At 56.7% G+C, this 17,645-nt stretch carries 16 protein-coding genes; 7 read left to right on the top strand and 9 right to left on the bottom strand.

Annotated elements, in window-relative coordinates; genetic code table 11:
- The first annotated feature begins 50 nt into the window (after positions 1–50).
- From ACMGGS_RS14195 to ACMGGS_RS14185, 3 genes are read left to right on the top strand one after another with little or no spacing between them, the layout of a single operon-like run.
- Positions 51–2,492: a fimbria/pilus outer membrane usher protein gene (locus tag ACMGGS_RS14195; RefSeq protein WP_414163170.1), complete on the top strand. Its 2,442-nt coding sequence runs from the start codon at positions 51–53 to the stop codon at positions 2,490–2,492.
- A 13-nt stretch (positions 2,493–2,505) separates the two neighbouring features.
- Entirely contained in the window at positions 2,506–3,237 is a 732-nt protein-coding gene (locus tag ACMGGS_RS14190; protein ID WP_414163169.1) for a molecular chaperone, read from the top strand.
- Positions 3,234–4,295 (top strand): fimbrial protein, encoded by a 1,062-nt coding sequence (locus ACMGGS_RS14185; RefSeq protein ID WP_414163168.1) that lies wholly within the window; start codon positions 3,234–3,236, stop codon positions 4,293–4,295. The genes ACMGGS_RS14190 and ACMGGS_RS14185 overlap by 4 nt, the downstream gene beginning before the upstream one ends.
- Before the next feature lie 45 nt (positions 4,296–4,340).
- On the opposite strand, the gene nei is transcribed toward ACMGGS_RS14185, so the two are convergent.
- From nei to ACMGGS_RS14155, 6 genes are all read right to left on the bottom strand, one after another.
- Entirely contained in the window at positions 4,341–5,132 is a 792-nt protein-coding gene (gene nei / locus ACMGGS_RS14180) for an endonuclease VIII (protein ID WP_414163167.1), read from the bottom strand.
- Between the two features lie 179 nt (positions 5,133–5,311).
- Positions 5,312–5,455, bottom strand: a complete 144-nt coding sequence (locus tag ACMGGS_RS14175) for a hypothetical protein (RefSeq protein ID WP_414163166.1) — start codon at positions 5,453–5,455, stop codon at positions 5,312–5,314.
- 28 nt (positions 5,456–5,483) lie between these two features.
- Positions 5,484–6,260 carry a 5-oxoprolinase subunit PxpA gene (pxpA, locus tag ACMGGS_RS14170; RefSeq protein ID WP_414166281.1) on the bottom strand — a complete coding sequence of 259 codons (777 nt, stop codon included), beginning with the start codon at positions 6,258–6,260 and terminating at the stop codon, positions 5,484–5,486.
- A 1-nt stretch (position 6,261) separates the two neighbouring features.
- Entirely contained in the window at positions 6,262–7,194 is a 933-nt protein-coding gene (gene pxpC / locus ACMGGS_RS14165) for a 5-oxoprolinase subunit PxpC (protein ID WP_414163165.1), read from the bottom strand.
- On the bottom strand, positions 7,188–7,844 hold the full coding sequence (gene pxpB / locus ACMGGS_RS14160) for a 5-oxoprolinase subunit PxpB (RefSeq protein ID WP_414163164.1): 657 nt from the start codon (positions 7,842–7,844) through the stop codon (positions 7,188–7,190). The genes pxpC and pxpB overlap by 7 nt, the downstream gene beginning before the upstream one ends.
- Positions 7,845–7,859: 15 nt before the next feature.
- On the bottom strand, positions 7,860–8,603 hold the full coding sequence (locus tag ACMGGS_RS14155; RefSeq protein ID WP_176916943.1) for a type 2 GTP cyclohydrolase I: 744 nt from the start codon (positions 8,601–8,603) through the stop codon (positions 7,860–7,862).
- Between the two features lie 269 nt (positions 8,604–8,872).
- On the opposite strand from ACMGGS_RS14155, the gene dtpD reads away from it, so the two are divergent.
- Positions 8,873–10,357, top strand: coding sequence for a dipeptide permease DtpD (gene dtpD / locus ACMGGS_RS14150; RefSeq protein WP_414163163.1), 1,485 nt, complete (start codon positions 8,873–8,875; stop codon positions 10,355–10,357).
- A 51-nt stretch (positions 10,358–10,408) separates the two neighbouring features.
- Here the strand turns inward: dtpD and phrB are convergent, their stop codons facing one another.
- The 3 genes from phrB to ACMGGS_RS14135 all read right to left on the bottom strand — a co-directional run bounded on the left by phrB (position 10,409) and on the right by ACMGGS_RS14135 (position 13,117).
- Entirely contained in the window at positions 10,409–11,830 is a 1,422-nt protein-coding gene (gene phrB / locus ACMGGS_RS14145; RefSeq protein ID WP_414163162.1) for a deoxyribodipyrimidine photo-lyase, read from the bottom strand.
- 3 nt (positions 11,831–11,833) lie between these two features.
- Complete coding sequence (locus ACMGGS_RS14140; RefSeq protein WP_176916938.1) at positions 11,834–12,790, bottom strand: DUF1722 domain-containing protein; 957 nt, start codon at positions 12,788–12,790, stop codon at positions 11,834–11,836.
- Positions 12,791–12,910: 120 nt separating this feature from the next.
- A complete protein-coding gene (locus ACMGGS_RS14135; protein WP_176916937.1) occupies positions 12,911–13,117 on the bottom strand; it encodes a YbfA family protein in 207 nt (68 codons plus the stop codon).
- Between the two features lie 694 nt (positions 13,118–13,811).
- Here ACMGGS_RS14135 and kdpF point away from each other — a divergent pair.
- From kdpF to kdpB, 3 genes are read left to right on the top strand one after another with little or no spacing between them, the layout of a single operon-like run.
- Positions 13,812–13,901 carry a K(+)-transporting ATPase subunit F gene (kdpF, locus tag ACMGGS_RS14130; RefSeq protein ID WP_414163161.1) on the top strand — a complete coding sequence of 30 codons (90 nt, stop codon included), beginning with the start codon at positions 13,812–13,814 and terminating at the stop codon, positions 13,899–13,901.
- Positions 13,901–15,580: a potassium-transporting ATPase subunit KdpA gene (gene kdpA, locus ACMGGS_RS14125; protein ID WP_414163160.1), complete on the top strand. Its 1,680-nt coding sequence runs from the start codon at positions 13,901–13,903 to the stop codon at positions 15,578–15,580. The genes kdpF and kdpA overlap by 1 nt, the downstream gene beginning before the upstream one ends.
- A 16-nt stretch (positions 15,581–15,596) precedes the next feature.
- Positions 15,597–17,645 (top strand): potassium-transporting ATPase subunit KdpB, encoded by a 2,049-nt coding sequence (kdpB, locus tag ACMGGS_RS14120; RefSeq protein WP_414166280.1) that lies wholly within the window; start codon positions 15,597–15,599, stop codon positions 17,643–17,645.

The following is a 17,645-nucleotide window of genomic DNA, read 5'->3' as shown; positions in this document are numbered from 1 at the left end:
TTTCAGGCGGCCCGTCAGGCCGCCTGCAAGACATTTCAGGTAGGGATGCTGTGAAAATTCATCGTTTGTCGCTCCTGATCGGCATGGTACTTGCCGCGCCCGCGATGGCCGTGGAATTTAATCTTAACGTGCTGGATAAATCCATGCGCGATAGCGTCGATTTTTCTTTGCTCAAAAATGACGCCGCCGTTGCGCCCGGCGACTATTTTGTGGCGATTGCGGTCAACAATAACAAGATCAGCGCCGGGCAAAAAATTCGCTGGCGGCAGGTTGAGCAGACCACCGAAGTCTGTATACCGGCAGCGCTGGCCGATAAACTGAATTTAAAAGAGGACGTTCGCAAGGCGCTCACAGAAAAAGATGGCTGCGTCGACTTTTCCGCGCATCCTGAAATCACCTTTACGTTAGACCAGGCCAATCAACAGCTCAATATTTCTGTCCCGCAGGCGTGGCTTGCGTGGCAATCGCAAAACTGGATGCCGCCCTCCACCTGGAGCGAGGGCGTGCCGGGGTTTCTTCTGGACTACAACCTTTTCGCCAGCACCTATCGCCCCGATGAAGGCGACAAAACGGAAAACGTGAATACCTACGGGACGGCAGGCATTAACGCCGGGCCGTGGCGTTTGCGCAGCGATTATCAGTATAGCCAGACGAAAACCGACGGTCACAGCGACAGCAATGGATCCATTTCGCGCACCTATCTGTTTCGCCCGCTGCCCACGTTAGGGGCCCGGCTGACGCTGGGGGAAACCGATCTCAGTTCGAATATTTTTGATGGGTTTTCCTATACCGGCGCTGAACTGGCCAGCGACGACCGTATGCTGCCCTGGGAGCTGCGCGGCTATGCGCCGCAAATCAGCGGCGTGGCGCAAACGCACGCTACCGTCACGGTCAGCCACTCGGGCCGCGTGATTTATCAAACCAAAGTGGCACCCGGCCCGTTTACGATCGCCGATTTAAACCAGTCGGTGCAGGGCACGCTGGACGTCAAAGTGACCGAAGAAGATGGCCGGGTAAATACCTTCCAGGTTTCCGCGGCCTCCACGCCGTTCCTGACGCGTCAGGGCCAGATTCGTTACAAAGTGGCCGCCGGGCGCGCCCGCCCCAGCCTTTCTCACCACGTTGCGGACGAAACGTTTATCACCAATGAAGCCTCCTGGGGCGTGCTCTCCAACACCTCCCTGTATGGCGGCCTGTTAATTGCGGGCGATAACTACCGCTCCGGCGCGCTGGGGATTGGGCAAAATATGCTGTGGCTGGGGGCCATCTCGTTTGATGTTACCCACGCCACCAGCCGGTTTGACAACGGTGACGAAGAAAAAGGCTTTAGCTATCGCCTGAACTACAGCAAGCGTTTTGAAGCCACCGATAGCACGGTATCGCTGGCCGCTTACCGCTTTTCTGACCGCCATTTTCACAGCTACGCTAATTTCATCGACCATCAATATAACGATGCCGATACCCAGGATGAAAAACAGACCATCAGCCTTTCCGCCAGCCAGCCGATAACGCCGCTCAATATGAACCTGAGCGTAAGCGTACTGCGTCAGAGCTGGTGGAATGATGATTCATCCACTACGGCGAATATCTCTGCCGGGTTTAACTTTGATGTCGGCAGCTTGAAAAATATTTCGCTGACCACGACCTATAGCACCACCCATTACGAAGACAGCGATAACGATAAACAGATCTATGTCTCCGTATCGCTGCCCATCGGCGACGGGGGCCGTCTGGGCTACGATATGCAGGACAGCAGCAGCACCTCGCACCGTCTTTCCTGGAACGACTACGCTGACCCGCATAATACCTGGGGTGTCGCCGCCGGGATCGATAATGGCCGCCCCGATCACGGCCAGCAGTTCAGCGCCAACTATGCCCATACCGCCTCGGCGGGAGAATGGGATCTCTCCGGCAACTATGCCGTTAACGATTACCGTTCGTTGAGTACCAGCTGGAGCGGCTCTTTCACCGCGACGCCGCATGGCGCCGCCTTCCACCGCCGGGCCGCTGGCAATGAGCCGCGCTTGATGGTCAGCACCGACGGCATTGCCGACATCCCGGTAGCCGGAGACAGCGACTACACCAACCGCTTCGGCTATGCGGTGGTGCCGATGATCTCCAGCTATCAGCCAACGACCATCGCCGTCAATATGGACGATCTGCCGGATGGTGTGACCGTGAGTGAAAACACCGTGCGGGAAACCTGGACGGAAGGGGCCATCGGCTATAAAGCACTGGCCTCCCGGGCCGGTAAAGAGGTGAACGTGCTTATCCGCGATAACGCGGGCAACGTACCGCCGCTTGGCGCGGTGGTGCGCCATGAAGAGACCAATACCGACGTGGGTATGGTCAGTGAAGAAGGTCACGCCTGGCTTAGCGGTGTCGCCGCGGGCCAGCATTTTATTGTGCAATGGGGCGATCGTCGCTGCCAGATTACGCTTCCGGACAATCTGGACAACATTACCCAGCACCTGTTACTTCCCTGTCATTAATTAAGGAAAAGAGATGACATTTTATCGAGGCATTCCCCTGCTTTTACTGGCGTTCAGTCTGTGCGGACAGGCGGCGCTACAGCCCGACCGCACCCGGGTGATTTTTAACAGCAATGAGAAAGCCAACAGCTTAAGAATTAATAACCAAAGCCCGAAAGATCCTTATCTGGCCTACTCGTGGATTGAGGATGATAAGGGCAATAAAAACGACGAGTATCTTACCGCGCTGCCGCCCATCCAGCGGGTTAACCCCGGCGCGATGACGCAGGTCAGGATTGTCAAACAGGCCGCCGCAGCGCAGCTTCCCGCCGACCGTGAGAGCCTGTTTTATTATAATTTGCGCGAGATCCCCCCGGCACCCGATAAAAAGAGCGATGCGGCCGTTCTGCAAATCGCCATTCAGAGCCGCATAAAACTGTTCTGGCGACCGGCGGCACTGCGTAAAAAAACCGGCGATCGCGTCGAGCTACAGATGAAGGTCTCCCAACAGGGCGAGACGCTGAGCCTGCAAAACCCAACGCCCTATTATTTGACCATCGCTTACCTGGGGAAAGATGGCAAAGGGGTGCTGCCCGGCTTTCAGAGCACGATGATCGCGCCGTTCAGCACGACCAGCGTCCACACGCCCGGCTATAAAGGCAGCTTCTTCTATCTGGGCTACATGGATGACTACGGCGCGCTGCGCATGACCACGCTGTCGTGCCAGAGAAGCTGTACGCTCAAGCCGGTGGAGGAGAAAAGATGAGCCGCTGGTCGCGCCTGTTTCTGCTATTCGTCATCGTCTTCATGCCGCTGAAAGCGGCGCTGGCGCTGGACTGCTATTTTGGCACCACCGGCGGGATAATAGAGAAATTCGAAACGGTAGAGCCGTTTTCCGTACCCAACAATGCCAAACCCGGCGATAAAATCTGGGAATCCGACGACATTAAAATCCCGGTGTATTGCGATAATAATACCGACGCCGAGTTTATGGCGGAAAACGTCTATGCCTGGGTAAACCCGTACCCCGGCCTTCAGGATCGCTATTACCAGCTCGGCGTTACCTATAACGGCATCGATTACGATTCCAGCCTCGGTAAAAGCAGCATTGATACGACCCAGTGTATTGATGCGAAAAAAATCGCTATCTATACCCCTCAGCAGCTGATTGATATGGGCTGGCAGAATAAGCTTTGCTCAAAAGATCCCAATAATATTCACACCTCCCGCACGTTTATCGCCCGTATGCGGCTGTACGTTAAAATACGCGAAATGCCGCCGCATGATTACCAAAGCCCGCTGAGCGATTACATTATTGTGCAGTTTGACGGCAAAGGCGGTATTAACGAAGATCCGACAGCGAGAAACCTGAAATACCATATTAACGGTCTGCAAAATATTCGCGTGCTCGACTGTAGCGTGAACTTCGCCATTTCGCCGGACAACCAGGTTATTGATTTCGGGAAGTTCAACGTGCTGGATATTTCCCGCCATAACATGACGCGCACGTTTGATATCAAAACCACCAAAAACCAGAACGGGGAATGCACCGACGGCTTCAAAGTGACCTCGTCCTTCTACACCCAGGAGATGCTGGTCGAGGATGATAACGCATTGCTGATCGGCAACGGCTTGCAGCTGCGTATCCTGGACGCGAAGTCCCAGCCTTTTGAGTTCAATAAATACGAAGAATACGCCGATTTCACCGGCGACATGCTCGTTTTTGAAAATACCTATACTGCGGAGCTGTCAAAAGTTGCCGGGGCCACGGTCGAGCCTGGCCCTTTCGAGACGGTGGTGGTCTTCAAGATAAACTACAACTAGCCGAGGGAACCGGGTCGGTGATAAACGGCCCGGCTTTCCTGGACGTTAATGCTGGCAGCCCGGGCACCAGTAAAAAGGCCGCGACGACAGCGTGGTCTTCTCAATAATCCCTCCGCAGCGTTCGCATTTTTTCCCCGCCCGATGGAAGACCTTAAAGCTGAACAGCGCGCCGTGGTGGCGTTTTTCGTTGACCTTGCCCCGGGTGGTGTAGGAAAGCCGCGGAACCGCCAGCAGCGCGTCGGCCAGCGCATCGAGTTGCGTCTGTGTCAGGTCGGCCGCCTTGTGGCTGGGCGCAAGCCCCGTATGCCAGAGGATCTCCACGCGCAAATAGTTGCCCAACCCGGCCAGAAACGCCTGATCGAGCAGCAGCCCGGAGAACTGGCGACGGCGAAAACGCGTCGACAGCAAGCGCTCTTTTACCATTTCAGCGGTTAGCGTCATATCCAGCACGTCCGGCCCGACGCGCAGTAAAAAAGGATGCTGCGCCAGCCCTTCTGCCGTCAGCATCTCGATATCCGACGCGCTATAAAGCAAAATAGCTTTATCCTGCGTTTGTAATCTGACCCGCAGGATACGGGTGGATTGCGGATTTTCATCCGCGTTAACGACGCGCCAGACGCCATAAAGCTGATTGTGGCTGTAGAGCGTCAGGCCATTAGAGAAATGGGTAAGCAATGCTTTGCCGCGCGTTTCGATGGCGTCTACCCGTTCGCCTGCCAGATCGGCGGCGAAACGCTGTAGGTGGGGGAAGGCAAACCAGGCTTCGGTTAGGGGTTTACCTTTGATCGCCTTTTCCAGATTGTCGGCGGCACGGCGAATTTCCGGTCCTTCTGGCATGATTTCTCCTGAACGTGTAGTGGCTCTTAGAGGTAAAGAAGTTCTCCGTCCATTGGCGGTTAAATGCCCGGTGGCGCTGCGCTTACCGGGCCTACGAATTCAACATGTAGTGGCCTCAAGAGGGAGAATATTCTCCGGCAACGGCGGCTAAATGCCCGGTGGCGCTGCGCTTACCGGGCCTACGAACGGCTACGAATGGCGGTGTTACCACCGCGGTTTGTACCCTGAATGTAGGCCGGATAAGGCGCAGCCGCCATCCGGCAGGTAGCCAGAATGCGGCTGGCATTTCTCGCAATAGCCCAGACGCGGCGTGCATGATGCATAGACCGGACACCCTATCCGCGCAAAAGGTTATTCCGCGCTAACCCTGATCCCCTGCGCTGCAAATGCGGCCCGCAAATGGCGGGCAAACGCCAGCGCCTGTTCACCGTCGCCGTGGAGACATATCGTCTGCGCCTCAACCGGCACCCATACGCCATCCAGGCTCATTACCCTGCCTTGCCGGATCATCTCCAGCGTCTGCGTCAGCGCCTGTTCCTCATCTTCAATCAGCGCACCCGGCTGAGTGCGGGGGACGAGACTACCGTCGCGCTGATATCGCCGATCGGCAAACACTTCCTGCCGGGTCGCCAGGCCATAACGCTGCCCGGCATGGATCAGCTCGCTGCCCGCCAGACCCACCAGTACAAGCTGCGGATCGCAGGCATGAACGGCGCGAGCAATGGCATCCGCCAGTTGCGGATCGCGTGCGGCCTGATTATAGAGCATACCGTGCGGTTTGACGTGACGCATCACGCCGCCCTCAGCACGGGCGATGGCGGCCAGCGCACCAATCTGGTACAGGGTCTGGGCGAAAATCGTCTCCGGCGGCAGTTGCATCGCGGTGCGGCCGAAATTTTCCCGGTCGGCAAATCCCGGATGCGCCCCGATGGCTACGCTATTTTTACGCGCTTCCCGCACGCAAAACCGCATGGTCAGCGCATCGCCTGCATGAAAGCCGCAGGCAATATTGGCTGAGGAGATCAGGGTAAAGAGCGCGGCATCGCTGGCGCAGCCCTCTCCCACATCGGCGTTAAGATCGATAGATCCCCCTGCACCGTAAAGGCTTTTACCGCAAGCTCCCGGCATTTCACTGATCATCATTCAACCGCCATTCAAGCTGTTCGATATAGCGATGCTGATCGCTACGCGCTTTAAGCGCTTCTTCCAGCGTGCAGGGAACGAAATGAATTGGCTGCCCGAGTGGGATTTGCGCCAGATGGTACATGTCCGCCTCGATCACACAGGCAATCCGTGGATAGCCGCCCGTGGTCTGCGCGTCGTTCATCAATACGATCGGTTGCCCGTTATGCGGCACCTGGACGACGCCCGGCAGCAGGCCGTGTGAAAGCAACTCGCGATCGGTGGTCCGTTTGAGGATCTGCCCCTGTAGCCGATACCCCATGCGATCGCTTTGCGGACTCAGACGCCACGGCAAGCGCCAGAATGCGGCCTGTGATGCCGGATCAAATTCATTATATTCTGGCCCCGGCAGCGCCCGCAGGCGGTTGCTCCATAAAAGCTGTTTGATACCGTGCGGCCCGCTGAAATCACGCGTCGGAGCATGAGTGGCAAGAAAGTCACCATCCTGCAATAACCGGCCTTCCAGACCACCAATGCCCAGTTTAAGATCGGTACTGCGCGATCCCATCACCTGCGGCACATCGATGCCACCAGCAATCGCCAGATAGCTACGCGCGCCGTGACGGGGCGTCTTCAGCGTCAGGCGCTGCCCTGCGCGGGCATGCTGCCGCCAGCCGGTCCACACCTGAGCGCCATCCAGAGTGGCATCACAGCCCGCGCCGGTCAGCGCAAACCAGCCATCCTGTGCAAACTCAACGGAAAACTGGCCGAGGACAATCTCCAGTGCTGCCGCATCTTTGTCGTTACCGACCAGTAAATTAGCAATACGCAACGCCGGAAGATCCAGCGCACCGCACTGACTGATGCCGGACTGGCGCTGCCCTACCCGACCGCCGTCCTGCACCGTCGTCATCATGCCGGCGCGAATTATATTCAGCATACGCCCTCCTTCTGTGGAACAAAGCGCACGCTGTCGCCGGGACGCAGCAATACGGGTTCGCTTTTGGCAGGATCGAACAGCGCCTGCGGCGTCGTCCCAATAAGCTGCCAGCCTCCCGGCGTGGGGAGCGGATAAATCCCGGTCTGCGCGCCGCCAACGCCGACCGAGCCAGCGGGAACCAGCAGACGAGGCTCAGCCCGACGCGGCGTAATAAGCTGCTCCGGCAGGCCGCCAAGATAGGGAAAGCCCGGCTGGAAGCCCAAAAACCAGACCACGTAATCCACCGAGGCGTGAAGTTCCACCACCTGCCGCGGTGTTAATCCGCTGTGGCGGGCGACTTCGTGCAGATCAGGCCCCTGCTCGCCGCCGTAGACCACCGGAATTTCAATGGCGCGGGAGTCTGGCTCCAGCGCCTCACTCTCCTCCCACCAGCGCTGCAAACGCTCAAGCGCATCCAGCGCCAGCGACTGGGGATCGCGCAGCACAACGGTAATATTGTTCATTCCGGGAATGGCTTCTACCACGTTGGGCATTTCGGCGACTCGTTGCGTTAAACGCCAAATCCGCTTCTGGCTCGCCAGGGTGACGGGAGGTTCCAGCTCCAGCACCACTGCGGTTTCTCCTGACAGGTAACAACGCGCTCGCTGCACTTTTTTTCCTCTTTTTTATGCTGGATTCGGGATATCGATAAAGGTGACATCCAGATCGGTATTTTCAGTCAGCCATTCGCTCAGTGCGCGAATACCGCCGCGTTCGGTTGCGTGATGACCGGCCGCGTAAAAATGCAGCCCCTGCTCACGTGCGGAATGGATGGTTTGTTCGGAAACTTCGCCAGTAATAAAGGCATCCACACCGAAGCGCGCCGCGTTATCAATAAATCCCTGACCGCCGCCGGTACACCATGCCACGCGTTGCACCAGGTCCGGTCCGGTATCGCCGCACCACAGCGGTTTACGTCCCAGACGAGCTTCGATCCACGAGGCCAGTTCCAGCCCCGGCACCGGCATAGAGAGCTCACCCCACGGCAGCAGCGGTTCGATTTCGCCCTTCACCGTGATACCCAGCAGTGCGGCAAGCTGAACGTTGTTGCCCAGTTCCGGATGCGCATCCAGCGGCAGGTGCCAGCCATAGAGGTTGATATCGTTTTGCAGCAGCGTTTTCAGGCGGTTGCGCTTCATGCCGCGAATGACAGGCGACTCGTTTTTCCAGAAATAACCATGATGCACAATCACCGCGTCGGCCTGCTGGCGCACGGCTTCATCAAGCAGCGCCTGGCTGGCGGTAACGCCCATGACGATCTTCTGTACCGTTTCTTTGCCTTCAACCTGCAGGCCATTCGGACCATAGTCACTGAAGGTGATACTGTTCAGTTTCTCGTTGATCAGCTGTTCCAGTTCGGTGTTTTTCATCATTGTTCGACTTACCCCTTATGCCATTTACAGAACTACCATAGCGTCCCCACGCGTCCTCGTCGACAGCCAATTATTTGCCTTAATGATACCTCGCATAATCTTGCGGCTCATCGTGCATAAAGACTCAAATTGCTTACCGTTATCCGCCACGCTTCATGTATATTTATGCAACCAAACAGCATATTGCACAAATTATTAGATCTGCATCACTGTAAGTAGTTACGCCTCGGGCTTCTGCCCTGCGTAGGATTTAGACCGGGAATATCATGAATAGAAAAGCTTCACAGCCACGCGCCATTTACTATGTGGTCGCACTGCAAATTTGGGAATACTTTAGTTTTTACGGCATGCGCGCGCTGCTGATCCTGTATCTCACCAACCAGCTCAAGTACGACGACAATCACGCTTACGAACTGTTTAGCGCTTATTGTTCCCTGGTCTACGTCACGCCAATCCTCGGCGGTTTTCTGGCCGATAAAATTCTGGGCAACCGGATGGCGGTGATGATCGGCGCGTGTCTGATGGCTATCGGGCATCTGGTGCTCGGTGCCAGCGAAGTTGCGCCAACGTTCCTCTATCTTTCACTGGCGATTATCGTCTGCGGCTACGGGTTGTTTAAGTCGAATATCAGCTGCCTGTTGGGTGAACTGTATGAACCGCAGGATCCGCGTCGCGACGGCGGGTTTTCTCTGCTGTACGCGGCGGGCAACGTCGGCTCTATTGTCGCCCCTATCGCCTGCGGTTACGTGCAGGAAGAGTACAGCTGGGCAATGGGATTCGCGCTGGCGGCTATCGGTATGCTGGCCGGATTGATTATCTTCCTGTGCGGCAACCGCCATTTTACCCATACTGCCGGGGTGAACCACGCTGCGCTGCGCGCCAGAACTTTCGTTCTGCCTAACTGGAGCTGGCTGCTGGTTCTGCTGGTGGTCGCCCCGCTGGCTATTACCGTTCTGTTCTGGAAAGCGTGGTCAGTCTATGCGCTGATCGCCGCGACCCTGATAGGCTTTGCCGTTCTGGTGAAAATTTATCGCCAGGCACAAACGCAGAAGCAGCGTAAAGATCTGGGACTCATTGTCACTCTGACCCTGTTTAGCCTGTTGTTCTGGGCCTTTGCTCAGCAGGGCGGCAGTTCGATTAGCCTGTATATTGACCGTTTCGTCGACCGCGGCATTCTCGGCTACGACGTCCCGACCGCTATGTTCCAGTCGGTCAATGCCTTTGCTGTCATGCTGTGCGGCGTGGTGCTGGCGTGGCTGGTGAAAGAGAGCGTCAGCGGCAATCGCACCGTGCGAATTTGGGGTAAATTTGCGCTGGGCCTTGGCCTGATGAGCGCCGGGTTCTGTATTCTGACCCTGAGCGCCCGCTGGTCGGCCACCTACGGTCACTCATCCATGCCGTTAATGATCCTCGGTCTGGCGGTGATGGGCTTCGCCGAGTTGTTTATTGACCCTGTTGCCATGTCGCAAATCACCCGTATTGAAATCCCCGGCGTCACTGGCGTGCTGACCGGCATCTATATGCTGCTCTCCGGCGCGATTGCCAACTATCTGGCAGGCGTCATCGCCGACCGGACGTCGCAGGGCGCTTTCGATGCCTCCGGGGCGATTAACTATTCCATTAATGCGTATATTGATGTGTTTAGTGAAATTACCTGGGGCGCGCTGGCGTGCGTGGGCGTGGTATTGCTTATCTGGCTATATCAGACCGTGCGGGTACGGAATCAGCGGATGGCGGTGGCCGAAAGCTGAATATCCTGTTGCCCGGCAGCGACATTGCCGGGCAGTTTACAATATCGACTGTTATGCCCCTTTGCGCGCGGCTTCATAAGCCGCCAGGGTGGTTTTTCTCGCCTGCTTATGATCCACGACCGGACGCGGATAATCGAGCGTCACGCCGTTCTTTTCTGCCCATTCCCAGGGTGAATGTATCGCCTTCCCCGGCACCTCTTTCAGCTCTGGTAGCCACTGGCGGATAAACTCGCCGTCACGGTCGAATTTCTCGCCCTGGGTGGTCGGGTTGAAGATGCGGAAATACGGCGCGGCATCGGTGCCGGTCGAGGCAGCCCACTGCCAGCCGCCGTTGTTGGCCGCCAGATCGCCGTCAATCAGCCGCGACATAAAATAACGCTCGCCGCTGCGCCAGTCGATCAGCAAATCTTTTACCAGAAAGCTGGCGGCGATCATCCGCAGCCGGTTGTGCATCCAGCCAGTCGCGTTCATTTGCCGCATGGCCGCATCGACGATGGGGTAGCCGGTTTTGCCGTTTTTCCATGCCGCAAGCTGCGCCTCATCCTGCTGCCACTGCACATTATCCGTCCAGGCAATGAAAGGCCGATAGCGACAAAGCGACGGATTGTATGTCATCAGATGACGATAGAATTCCCGCCAGATCAGCTCGTTCAGCCAGACGGCCCCCGCCCCGCCGGACAGCGCCTGCGGCTGTTCCGCCAGCAGACGGTTCAGACACTGGCGCGGGGAGAGTACGCCGAGCGTCAGGCAGGCCGACAGGCGGCTGGTGCCGTCAATCGCCGGGTAGTCGCGTCGCTGCTCATACTCCCCCGCCCCGTGGCGACAAAATTCGCGCAGACGGGCAATAGCGGCGGCTTCATCCGCAGCAAAAAGCTGCTCGTCAAACGGCTCCTGCGGATAGTGAATGTTAATCGTCGCAAGAGCGCCCGTCAGCGGCCCGCTCTCGCGAACTGACGGCGCGGCAACGCATTCCGGCAGGCCGTCCATCAGGCGACGCAAATACGCATTTTTGAACGGGGTAAACACTTTATACATTTGATGATTGCCGGTCATCACGCTGCCCGGTGCCAGCATGACGCTGTCATCAAAGCCCTGGCACACCACGTCATTGAGCGTTTTTTCCAGTTGCGCATCACGCTGCCGTTCATTCAGTTCATATTGATAATTATAAAAAAGATCGCTGACGTGCTCCTGCTCGCACACCTGCTTTACCGCCTCAATGCTGGCGGCAAAATCGGCGACCTGTTTAAACAGCAACGGAATGCCTTTCTCCGCCAGCGCCTGTTGCAGAGCGTTAAGCTGCGAGACCAGCAGCGCCGCCTGACGCGGCGACATATGATGCGCTTGCCACTGTTCAGGGGTAGCGATAAACAGCGCCAGTACCCTGGCGTGCCGGTCGCGACACGCCGCTGCCAGCGCCAGATTGTCATGAAGACGTAAGTCGGCCCGAAACCAGACCAGATGGGTGGTCATAAATTAATGTCCGTAACGTAAGCGTAATTCTTCGGGCCAGGGATCAAAATAACGTTGTCCCGCCAGATAAGCATCCGGATATTCAGCCATGTAATGTTTGATCAGCGTAACCGGAGCCAGCAACGGTTGCAGCCCCTGACGATAGCGGTCGATCAGCGCCGCCAGCTCCTGACGCTGGCGTGAATTAAGCTGTTTACGGAAATAACCCTGCACGTGCATCAACACATTCGTATGGTTGCGACGCGAGGTGGGGATGGACATGAGATCCATCAGCCGCTGACGATACTCAGCAAAATAGTCCTCAAGCGATGCCCACTCGTTGATCGCCGCCACGAACCGTCCCAGCTCGCGATATTTTGGCTGTGAATGTGCCAACAACAAAAGCTTGTAGCGACTGTGATAAGCGATCAGTTCGCCGCGCGTCAGCCCGGCTTCGCGAAGGGTGTTAAGTTCATGCAGGGCATAAATGCGCTCGACGAAGTTTTCGCGGATTAGCGGATCGTGCAACCGCCCGTCTTCCTCAACCGGCAGCCATGGAAACGTCTCCATCAGTATACGGGTATAAATGCCGCGTCCCGCTTTGCGATTGTTTTTGCCATCGGCATCATAGACGCGCACGCGCTCCATACCGCAACTGGGCGATTTGGCGCAGACAATATAGCCGCATAAATGTTCGAAATGGCGGATACGTTGACGGGCAAAGGCTTCCATGTCTGCCGTTAAGTCACCTTCGCGTTTATCACTAAAGCGCAGGCCGATGTCGCCTTCACTGTTTTTGACCAGCCGTAGCGCGGGACGCGGTACCGGCAGACCAATACCCATTTCCGGGCAAACGGGTTCAAAACGGACCCATGAGGCTAAGTCATCGACGGCAAAGGTCAGCCGTTTATGTCCGCCATCAAAACGGACCTGTTCCCCCACCACACAGGCGCTGACGCCCACAGGAATTTTGTCACTCATAATGGCTCCTGATTATTCTCAGGAGTAAGTGTAGTCAGCATCAGATAAAAAAATGGCCCGTCTGGTTAAGACGGGCCATAACAGGATGGAAATCGTTATTATTGCTGTGTGTCGTCTTGCTTAGTAAAAATCACAGGCTGCTTTTTCAGCCTGATCCATCCATACCGGTTTTTCGCTGGTTTTCGACCAGATGCGATGCAGGTAGCTATAGAAGCGGGCACGATCTTTCCAGAACAGCATCACCGGTAACGCAATAATCCCCGCCAGCAGGGCGAAAATACGACGAAATAACACGGTGCTCGCTGAGTAATCTTTATACATATTCATAGAGTTCTCCCCCTTAAGTTGGCCGGTAACGTTAACCGGAAATCATTCTCTGATTAAAATAGTAACGGTTTTTGTGTAATTTTACTACTCATCCGACCACTATTTTTGGGTTATTTAAGCATCATTTACATTCACGGCGTAACTAAGTTACATAAAAGTTAAAATAATACTAATCATTAGTTAAATAATGGGTATTGTCATTTTTAGACGGCTGGTGACAAACGTTATACCGGGGAAGGATGCCCGGTGGCGCTGCGCTTACCGGGCCTACGATAACCACATAACTTATGGTAATGCCGGGTCTGAATGATGCCCGGTGGCGCTACGCTTACCGGGCCTACGAGAACCACATAGCTTATTGATAATGCCGGGTTTGAATGATGCCCGGTGGCGCTGCGCTTACCGGGCCTGCGATATCCACATAACTTATTGATAATGCCAGATTTGAATGATGCCCGGTGGCGCTGCGCTTACCGGGCCTACGAAATCCACTTAACTTACTGATAATGCGTAATTTGTAGGCCGGGCAAGGCGAAGCCGCCACCCGGCAAAACGGCGCACACACCCGCAAAACAGGGGTACCCGCGACCCCATTTTTATACTTTTTTTACATCCCCAGCGTGGATTTTTGCAAAATCTTTGCGCGCTAACGCCTACCTTCAGCGCATATCGCTAATGCATGTGGAGGTGAAGTGTGAGTACAGGCGTAATAGCTGGCGTGGTGCTGGTGATCCTGTTATTGGCGTGGCTGGTGTATGCCCTGCTTAACGCGGAGGCATTCTGATGGTCGCGCAAGGATTTCTCCTGATCGCCAGCTTTCTGCTGGTGCTGTTTATTCTCGCCCGTCCGACAGGGGCGCTACTCGCGGGGATGATTGCTGGCAATACCTTCCCCGGCGTCAGCCGTGTGGAAAACGCGTTGTGGAAACTGCTGGGCATTTCCGGTGAGGAGATGAACTGGCGGCATTACCTGCTGGCGATCCTGCTTTTTAACCTGCTGGGTCTGCTGGTCCTGTTTTTTATACTCCTCTTTCAGGATGCGCTGCCGCTGAATCCGCAACACCTGCCTGGCCTCGCCTGGCATCTGGCGCTGAATACCGCGGTGAGTTTCGTCACCAATACCAACTGGCAATCCTACGGTGGCGAAAGCACCATGAGCTATTTCAGTCAGATGGTCGGACTGACAGTGCAAAACTTCCTTTCTGCTGCCAGCGGGATAGCGGTGATCTTTGCCCTGACGCGCGCCTTTGCTCGCCGGAGCAGGGACACGCTGGGCAATGCGTGGGTGGATCTCACCCGGATCACGCTGTGGATCCTGTTGCCGCTGTCGCTGCTGTTAGCGCTGTTTTTCATTCAACAGGGCGCGATCCAGAATCTGTTGCCGTACCAGTCCATTACCTCGCTCGAAGGCGTTCAGCAATGGCTGCCGATGGGACCCGTCGCCTCACAGGAAGCGATCAAGATGCTCGGCACTAACGGCGGCGGCTTTTTTAACGCTAACTCCTCACATCCGTTTGAAAACCCGACGACCCTGACCAATTTCGTGCAGATGCTGGCAATTTTCCTTATTCCCGCCGCGCTGTGTTTTGCGTTTGGCGAGGCGGTGGGCGACCGCCGTCAGGGTCATACATTGTTGTGGGCCATGACGCTGATTTTTATCGTCAGTGCCGCGGTAGTGATGTGGGCGGAAACCCAGGGCAATCCGCATTTGCTGCCGCTGGGCGCTGACAGCAGTCTGAATATGGAGGGCAAAGAGAGCCGCTTCGGTATTCTGGCCAGCAGCCTGTTCGCGGTCGTCACCACCGCGGCGTCATGCGGGGCGGTCAATGCCATGCATGACTCCTTTACCGCGCTCGGCGGCATGGTCCCGCTGTGGCTGATGCAAATCGGTGAGGTGGTTTTTGGCGGCGTCGGTTCGGGGCTATACGGCATGTTGCTGTTCGTGTTACTGGCGGTATTTATCGCCGGGCTGATGACCGGGCGCACGCCGGAATATCTGGGTAAAAAAATCGATGTCCGCGAGATGAAAATGACCGCGCTGGCGATCCTCGTCACCCCGGCGCTGGTGCTATGTGGCACAGCGCTGGCGATGATGACCGAAGCCGGGCGTAGCGGGATGTTAAATCCCGGCGCGCACGGTTTTAGCGAGGTGCTGTATGCCGTCTCATCCGCCGCCAACAATAACGGCAGCGCCTTTGCCGGATTGAGCGCCAACACACCCTTCTGGAACGGTCTGCTGGCGTTTTGCATGCTGGTGGGTCGCTTCGGGGTGATTATTCCGCTCATGGCGATTGCCGGTTCGCTGGTAGCGAAAAAAATCCAGCCGGCCAGCGCCGGAACGCTGACCACCACCGGGCCGCTGTTTGTCGGCCTGCTGATGGGCACGATATTGCTGGTCGGTGCCCTGACCTTTATTCCCGCGCTGGTCTCCGGACCGGTGGCAGAATTTCTTTCGTTACGTTGAGCCGGTGGAACACATGATGAATCGCAAAAAACAGGCGTTATTCGAACCTGCCCTGATGCGGCAAGCCGCCGTTGAGTCGCTAAAAAAATTAAGCCCGCATGTTCAGCTTCGCAATCCGGTGATGTTTATCGTCTGGGTGGGCAGCGTACTCACCTCCGGACTCGCTATCGCCATGCTGATGGGCCAGTTATCGGGCGAATGGCGCTTTACCGCCGCCATTAGTCTGTGGCTGTGGTTTACGGTGCTGTTCGCCAACGTAGCAGAAGCGATGGCCGAAGGACGCAGTAAAGCGCAGGCCAGCAGCCTGAAAGGGGTGCAGAAAACGGCATTTGCCTGGAAACTTCACGGCCCAGCGCATGATGCCGACGGTGAACGCGTTCCGGCCGCCAGTCTGCGTAAAGGCGATATCGTGCGGGTCGACGCTGGTGACATCATCCCCTGCGACGGCGAAGTGATTGAAGGCGGCGCATCGGTGGATGAAAGCGCGATCACTGGCGAATCCGCACCGGTGATCCGCGAATCCGGCGGTGATTTTGCCTCGGTTACTGGTGGAACGCGTATTCTCTCCGACTGGCTGGTGATCGAATGCAGCGTCAATCCGGGCGAAACCTTTCTGGATCGGATGATTGCGATGGTGGAAGGCGCGCAGCGGCGTAAAACCCCCAACGAGATTGCGCTGACCATTTTACTGATCGCCCTGACCATCGTGTTCCTGCTGGCGACTGCGACACTGTGGCCGTTCTCGGCATATGCAGGCGAACCGGTGAGCGTGACCGCGCTGATTGCCCTACTGGTGTGTCTGATCCCGACCACCATCGGCGGTCTGCTTTCGGCCATCGGCATTGCCGGGATGAGCCGGATGCTGGGCGCCAATGTCATCGCCACCAGCGGACGCGCGGTAGAAGCGGCGGGCGACGTGGATGTTCTGCTGCTGGATAAAACCGGCACCATTACGCTCGGCAACCGGCAGGCGTCGGCGTTTATTCCTGCGCTGGGCGTGGAAGAGAAAGCGCTGGCTGACGCGGCCCAGCTCAGCTCGCTGGCCGATGAAACTCCGGAAGGCCGCAGTATCGTGGTGCTGGCAAAGCAGCGCTTCAACCTGCGCGAGCGTGACATCCAGTCTCTGCACGCCACGTTTATTCCGTTTACGGCCCAAACCAGAATGAGCGGGATTAACGTCGATAACCGTGCGATCCGCAAAGGTTCCGTGGATGCTATTCGCCGCCATGTGGAAAGCAATGGCGGACAGTTTCCGGCAGACGTTGAGCGCAACGTTGAAGAGGTCGCCCGTCAGGGCTCAACACCGCTGGTGGTGGCGGAAGGTGCGCGGGTACTGGGCGTCATCGCGTTGAAAGACATCGTTAAAGGCGGCATTAAGGCGCGTTTTGCCCGCCTGCGGGAGATGGGGATCAAGACGGTAATGATCACCGGTGACAACAGCCTGACCGCCGCCGCCATTGCTGCCGAAGCCGGGGTGGATGATTTCCTCGCGGAAGCCACGCCGGAAGCGAAGCTGGCCTTGATCCGCCAGTATCAGGCAGAAGGTCGTCTGGTCGCTATGACCGGCGACGGCACCAACGATGCCCCGGCGCTGGCCCAGGCTGACGTGGCGGTGGCGATGAACTCCGGCACCCAGGCGGCAAAAGAAGCGGGCAATATGGTGGATCTCGATTCCAACCCCACCAAACTGATTGAAGTGGTGCATATCGGTAAACAGATGCTGATGACCCGTGGTTCTTTGACCACCTTCAGCCTGGCGAACGATGTGGCGAAGTATTTTGCCATTATCCCGGCGGCGTTCGTTGCCACCTGGCCGCAGATTGGCGTGCTGAATATTATGCATCTGCACTCCCCCGCCTCCGCCATCCTCAGCGCGGTAATTTTTAACGCGCTGATTATTGTCTTTCTGATCCCGCTGGCGCTGCGTGGCGTCAGTTATAAGCCGCTGTCCGCCTCTGCCATGCTACGGCGCAATTTATGGATCTACGGTCTGGGTGGTCTGATTGTACCTTTTATCGGCATTAAGCTTATCGATCTGTTGCTGGCCCTGCTGGGTCTGGCGTGA

It is taken from the genome of Superficieibacter sp. BNK-5 (genome assembly GCF_047456055.1).
GTDB lineage: Bacteria > Pseudomonadota > Gammaproteobacteria > Enterobacterales > Enterobacteriaceae > Superficieibacter.
The sequence above is the reverse complement of the archived record's forward strand: the minus strand, read 5'-3'. Positions and strand labels throughout refer to the sequence as shown.

Coding starts and splice junctions, on each gene's coding strand:
- kdpA (WP_414163160.1), top strand. CDS start 13,901: ATGGTCGCGCAAGGATTTCTCCTGATCGCCAGCTTTCTGCTGGTGCTG.
- ACMGGS_RS14175 (WP_414163166.1), bottom strand. CDS start 5,455: ATGCATCATGCACGCCGCGTCTGGGCTATTGCGAGAAATGCCAGCCGC.
- phrB (WP_414163162.1), bottom strand. CDS start 11,830: ATGACCACCCATCTGGTCTGGTTTCGGGCCGACTTACGTCTTCATGAC.
- ACMGGS_RS14155 (WP_176916943.1), bottom strand. CDS start 8,603: ATGAAAAACACCGAACTGGAACAGCTGATCAACGAGAAACTGAACAGT.
- ACMGGS_RS14190 (WP_414163169.1), top strand. CDS start 2,506: ATGACATTTTATCGAGGCATTCCCCTGCTTTTACTGGCGTTCAGTCTG.
- pxpC (WP_414163165.1), bottom strand. CDS start 7,194: ATGCTGAATATAATTCGCGCCGGCATGATGACGACGGTGCAGGACGGC.
- ACMGGS_RS14135 (WP_176916937.1), bottom strand. CDS start 13,117: ATGAATATGTATAAAGATTACTCAGCGAGCACCGTGTTATTTCGTCGT.
- kdpB (WP_414166280.1), top strand. CDS start 15,597: ATGAATCGCAAAAAACAGGCGTTATTCGAACCTGCCCTGATGCGGCAA.
- ACMGGS_RS14185 (WP_414163168.1), top strand. CDS start 3,234: ATGAGCCGCTGGTCGCGCCTGTTTCTGCTATTCGTCATCGTCTTCATG.
- ACMGGS_RS14140 (WP_176916938.1), bottom strand. CDS start 12,790: ATGAGTGACAAAATTCCTGTGGGCGTCAGCGCCTGTGTGGTGGGGGAA.
- pxpA (WP_414166281.1), bottom strand. CDS start 6,260: ATGCCGGGAGCTTGCGGTAAAAGCCTTTACGGTGCAGGGGGATCTATC.
- nei (WP_414163167.1), bottom strand. CDS start 5,132: ATGCCAGAAGGACCGGAAATTCGCCGTGCCGCCGACAATCTGGAAAAG.
- dtpD (WP_414163163.1), top strand. CDS start 8,873: ATGAATAGAAAAGCTTCACAGCCACGCGCCATTTACTATGTGGTCGCA.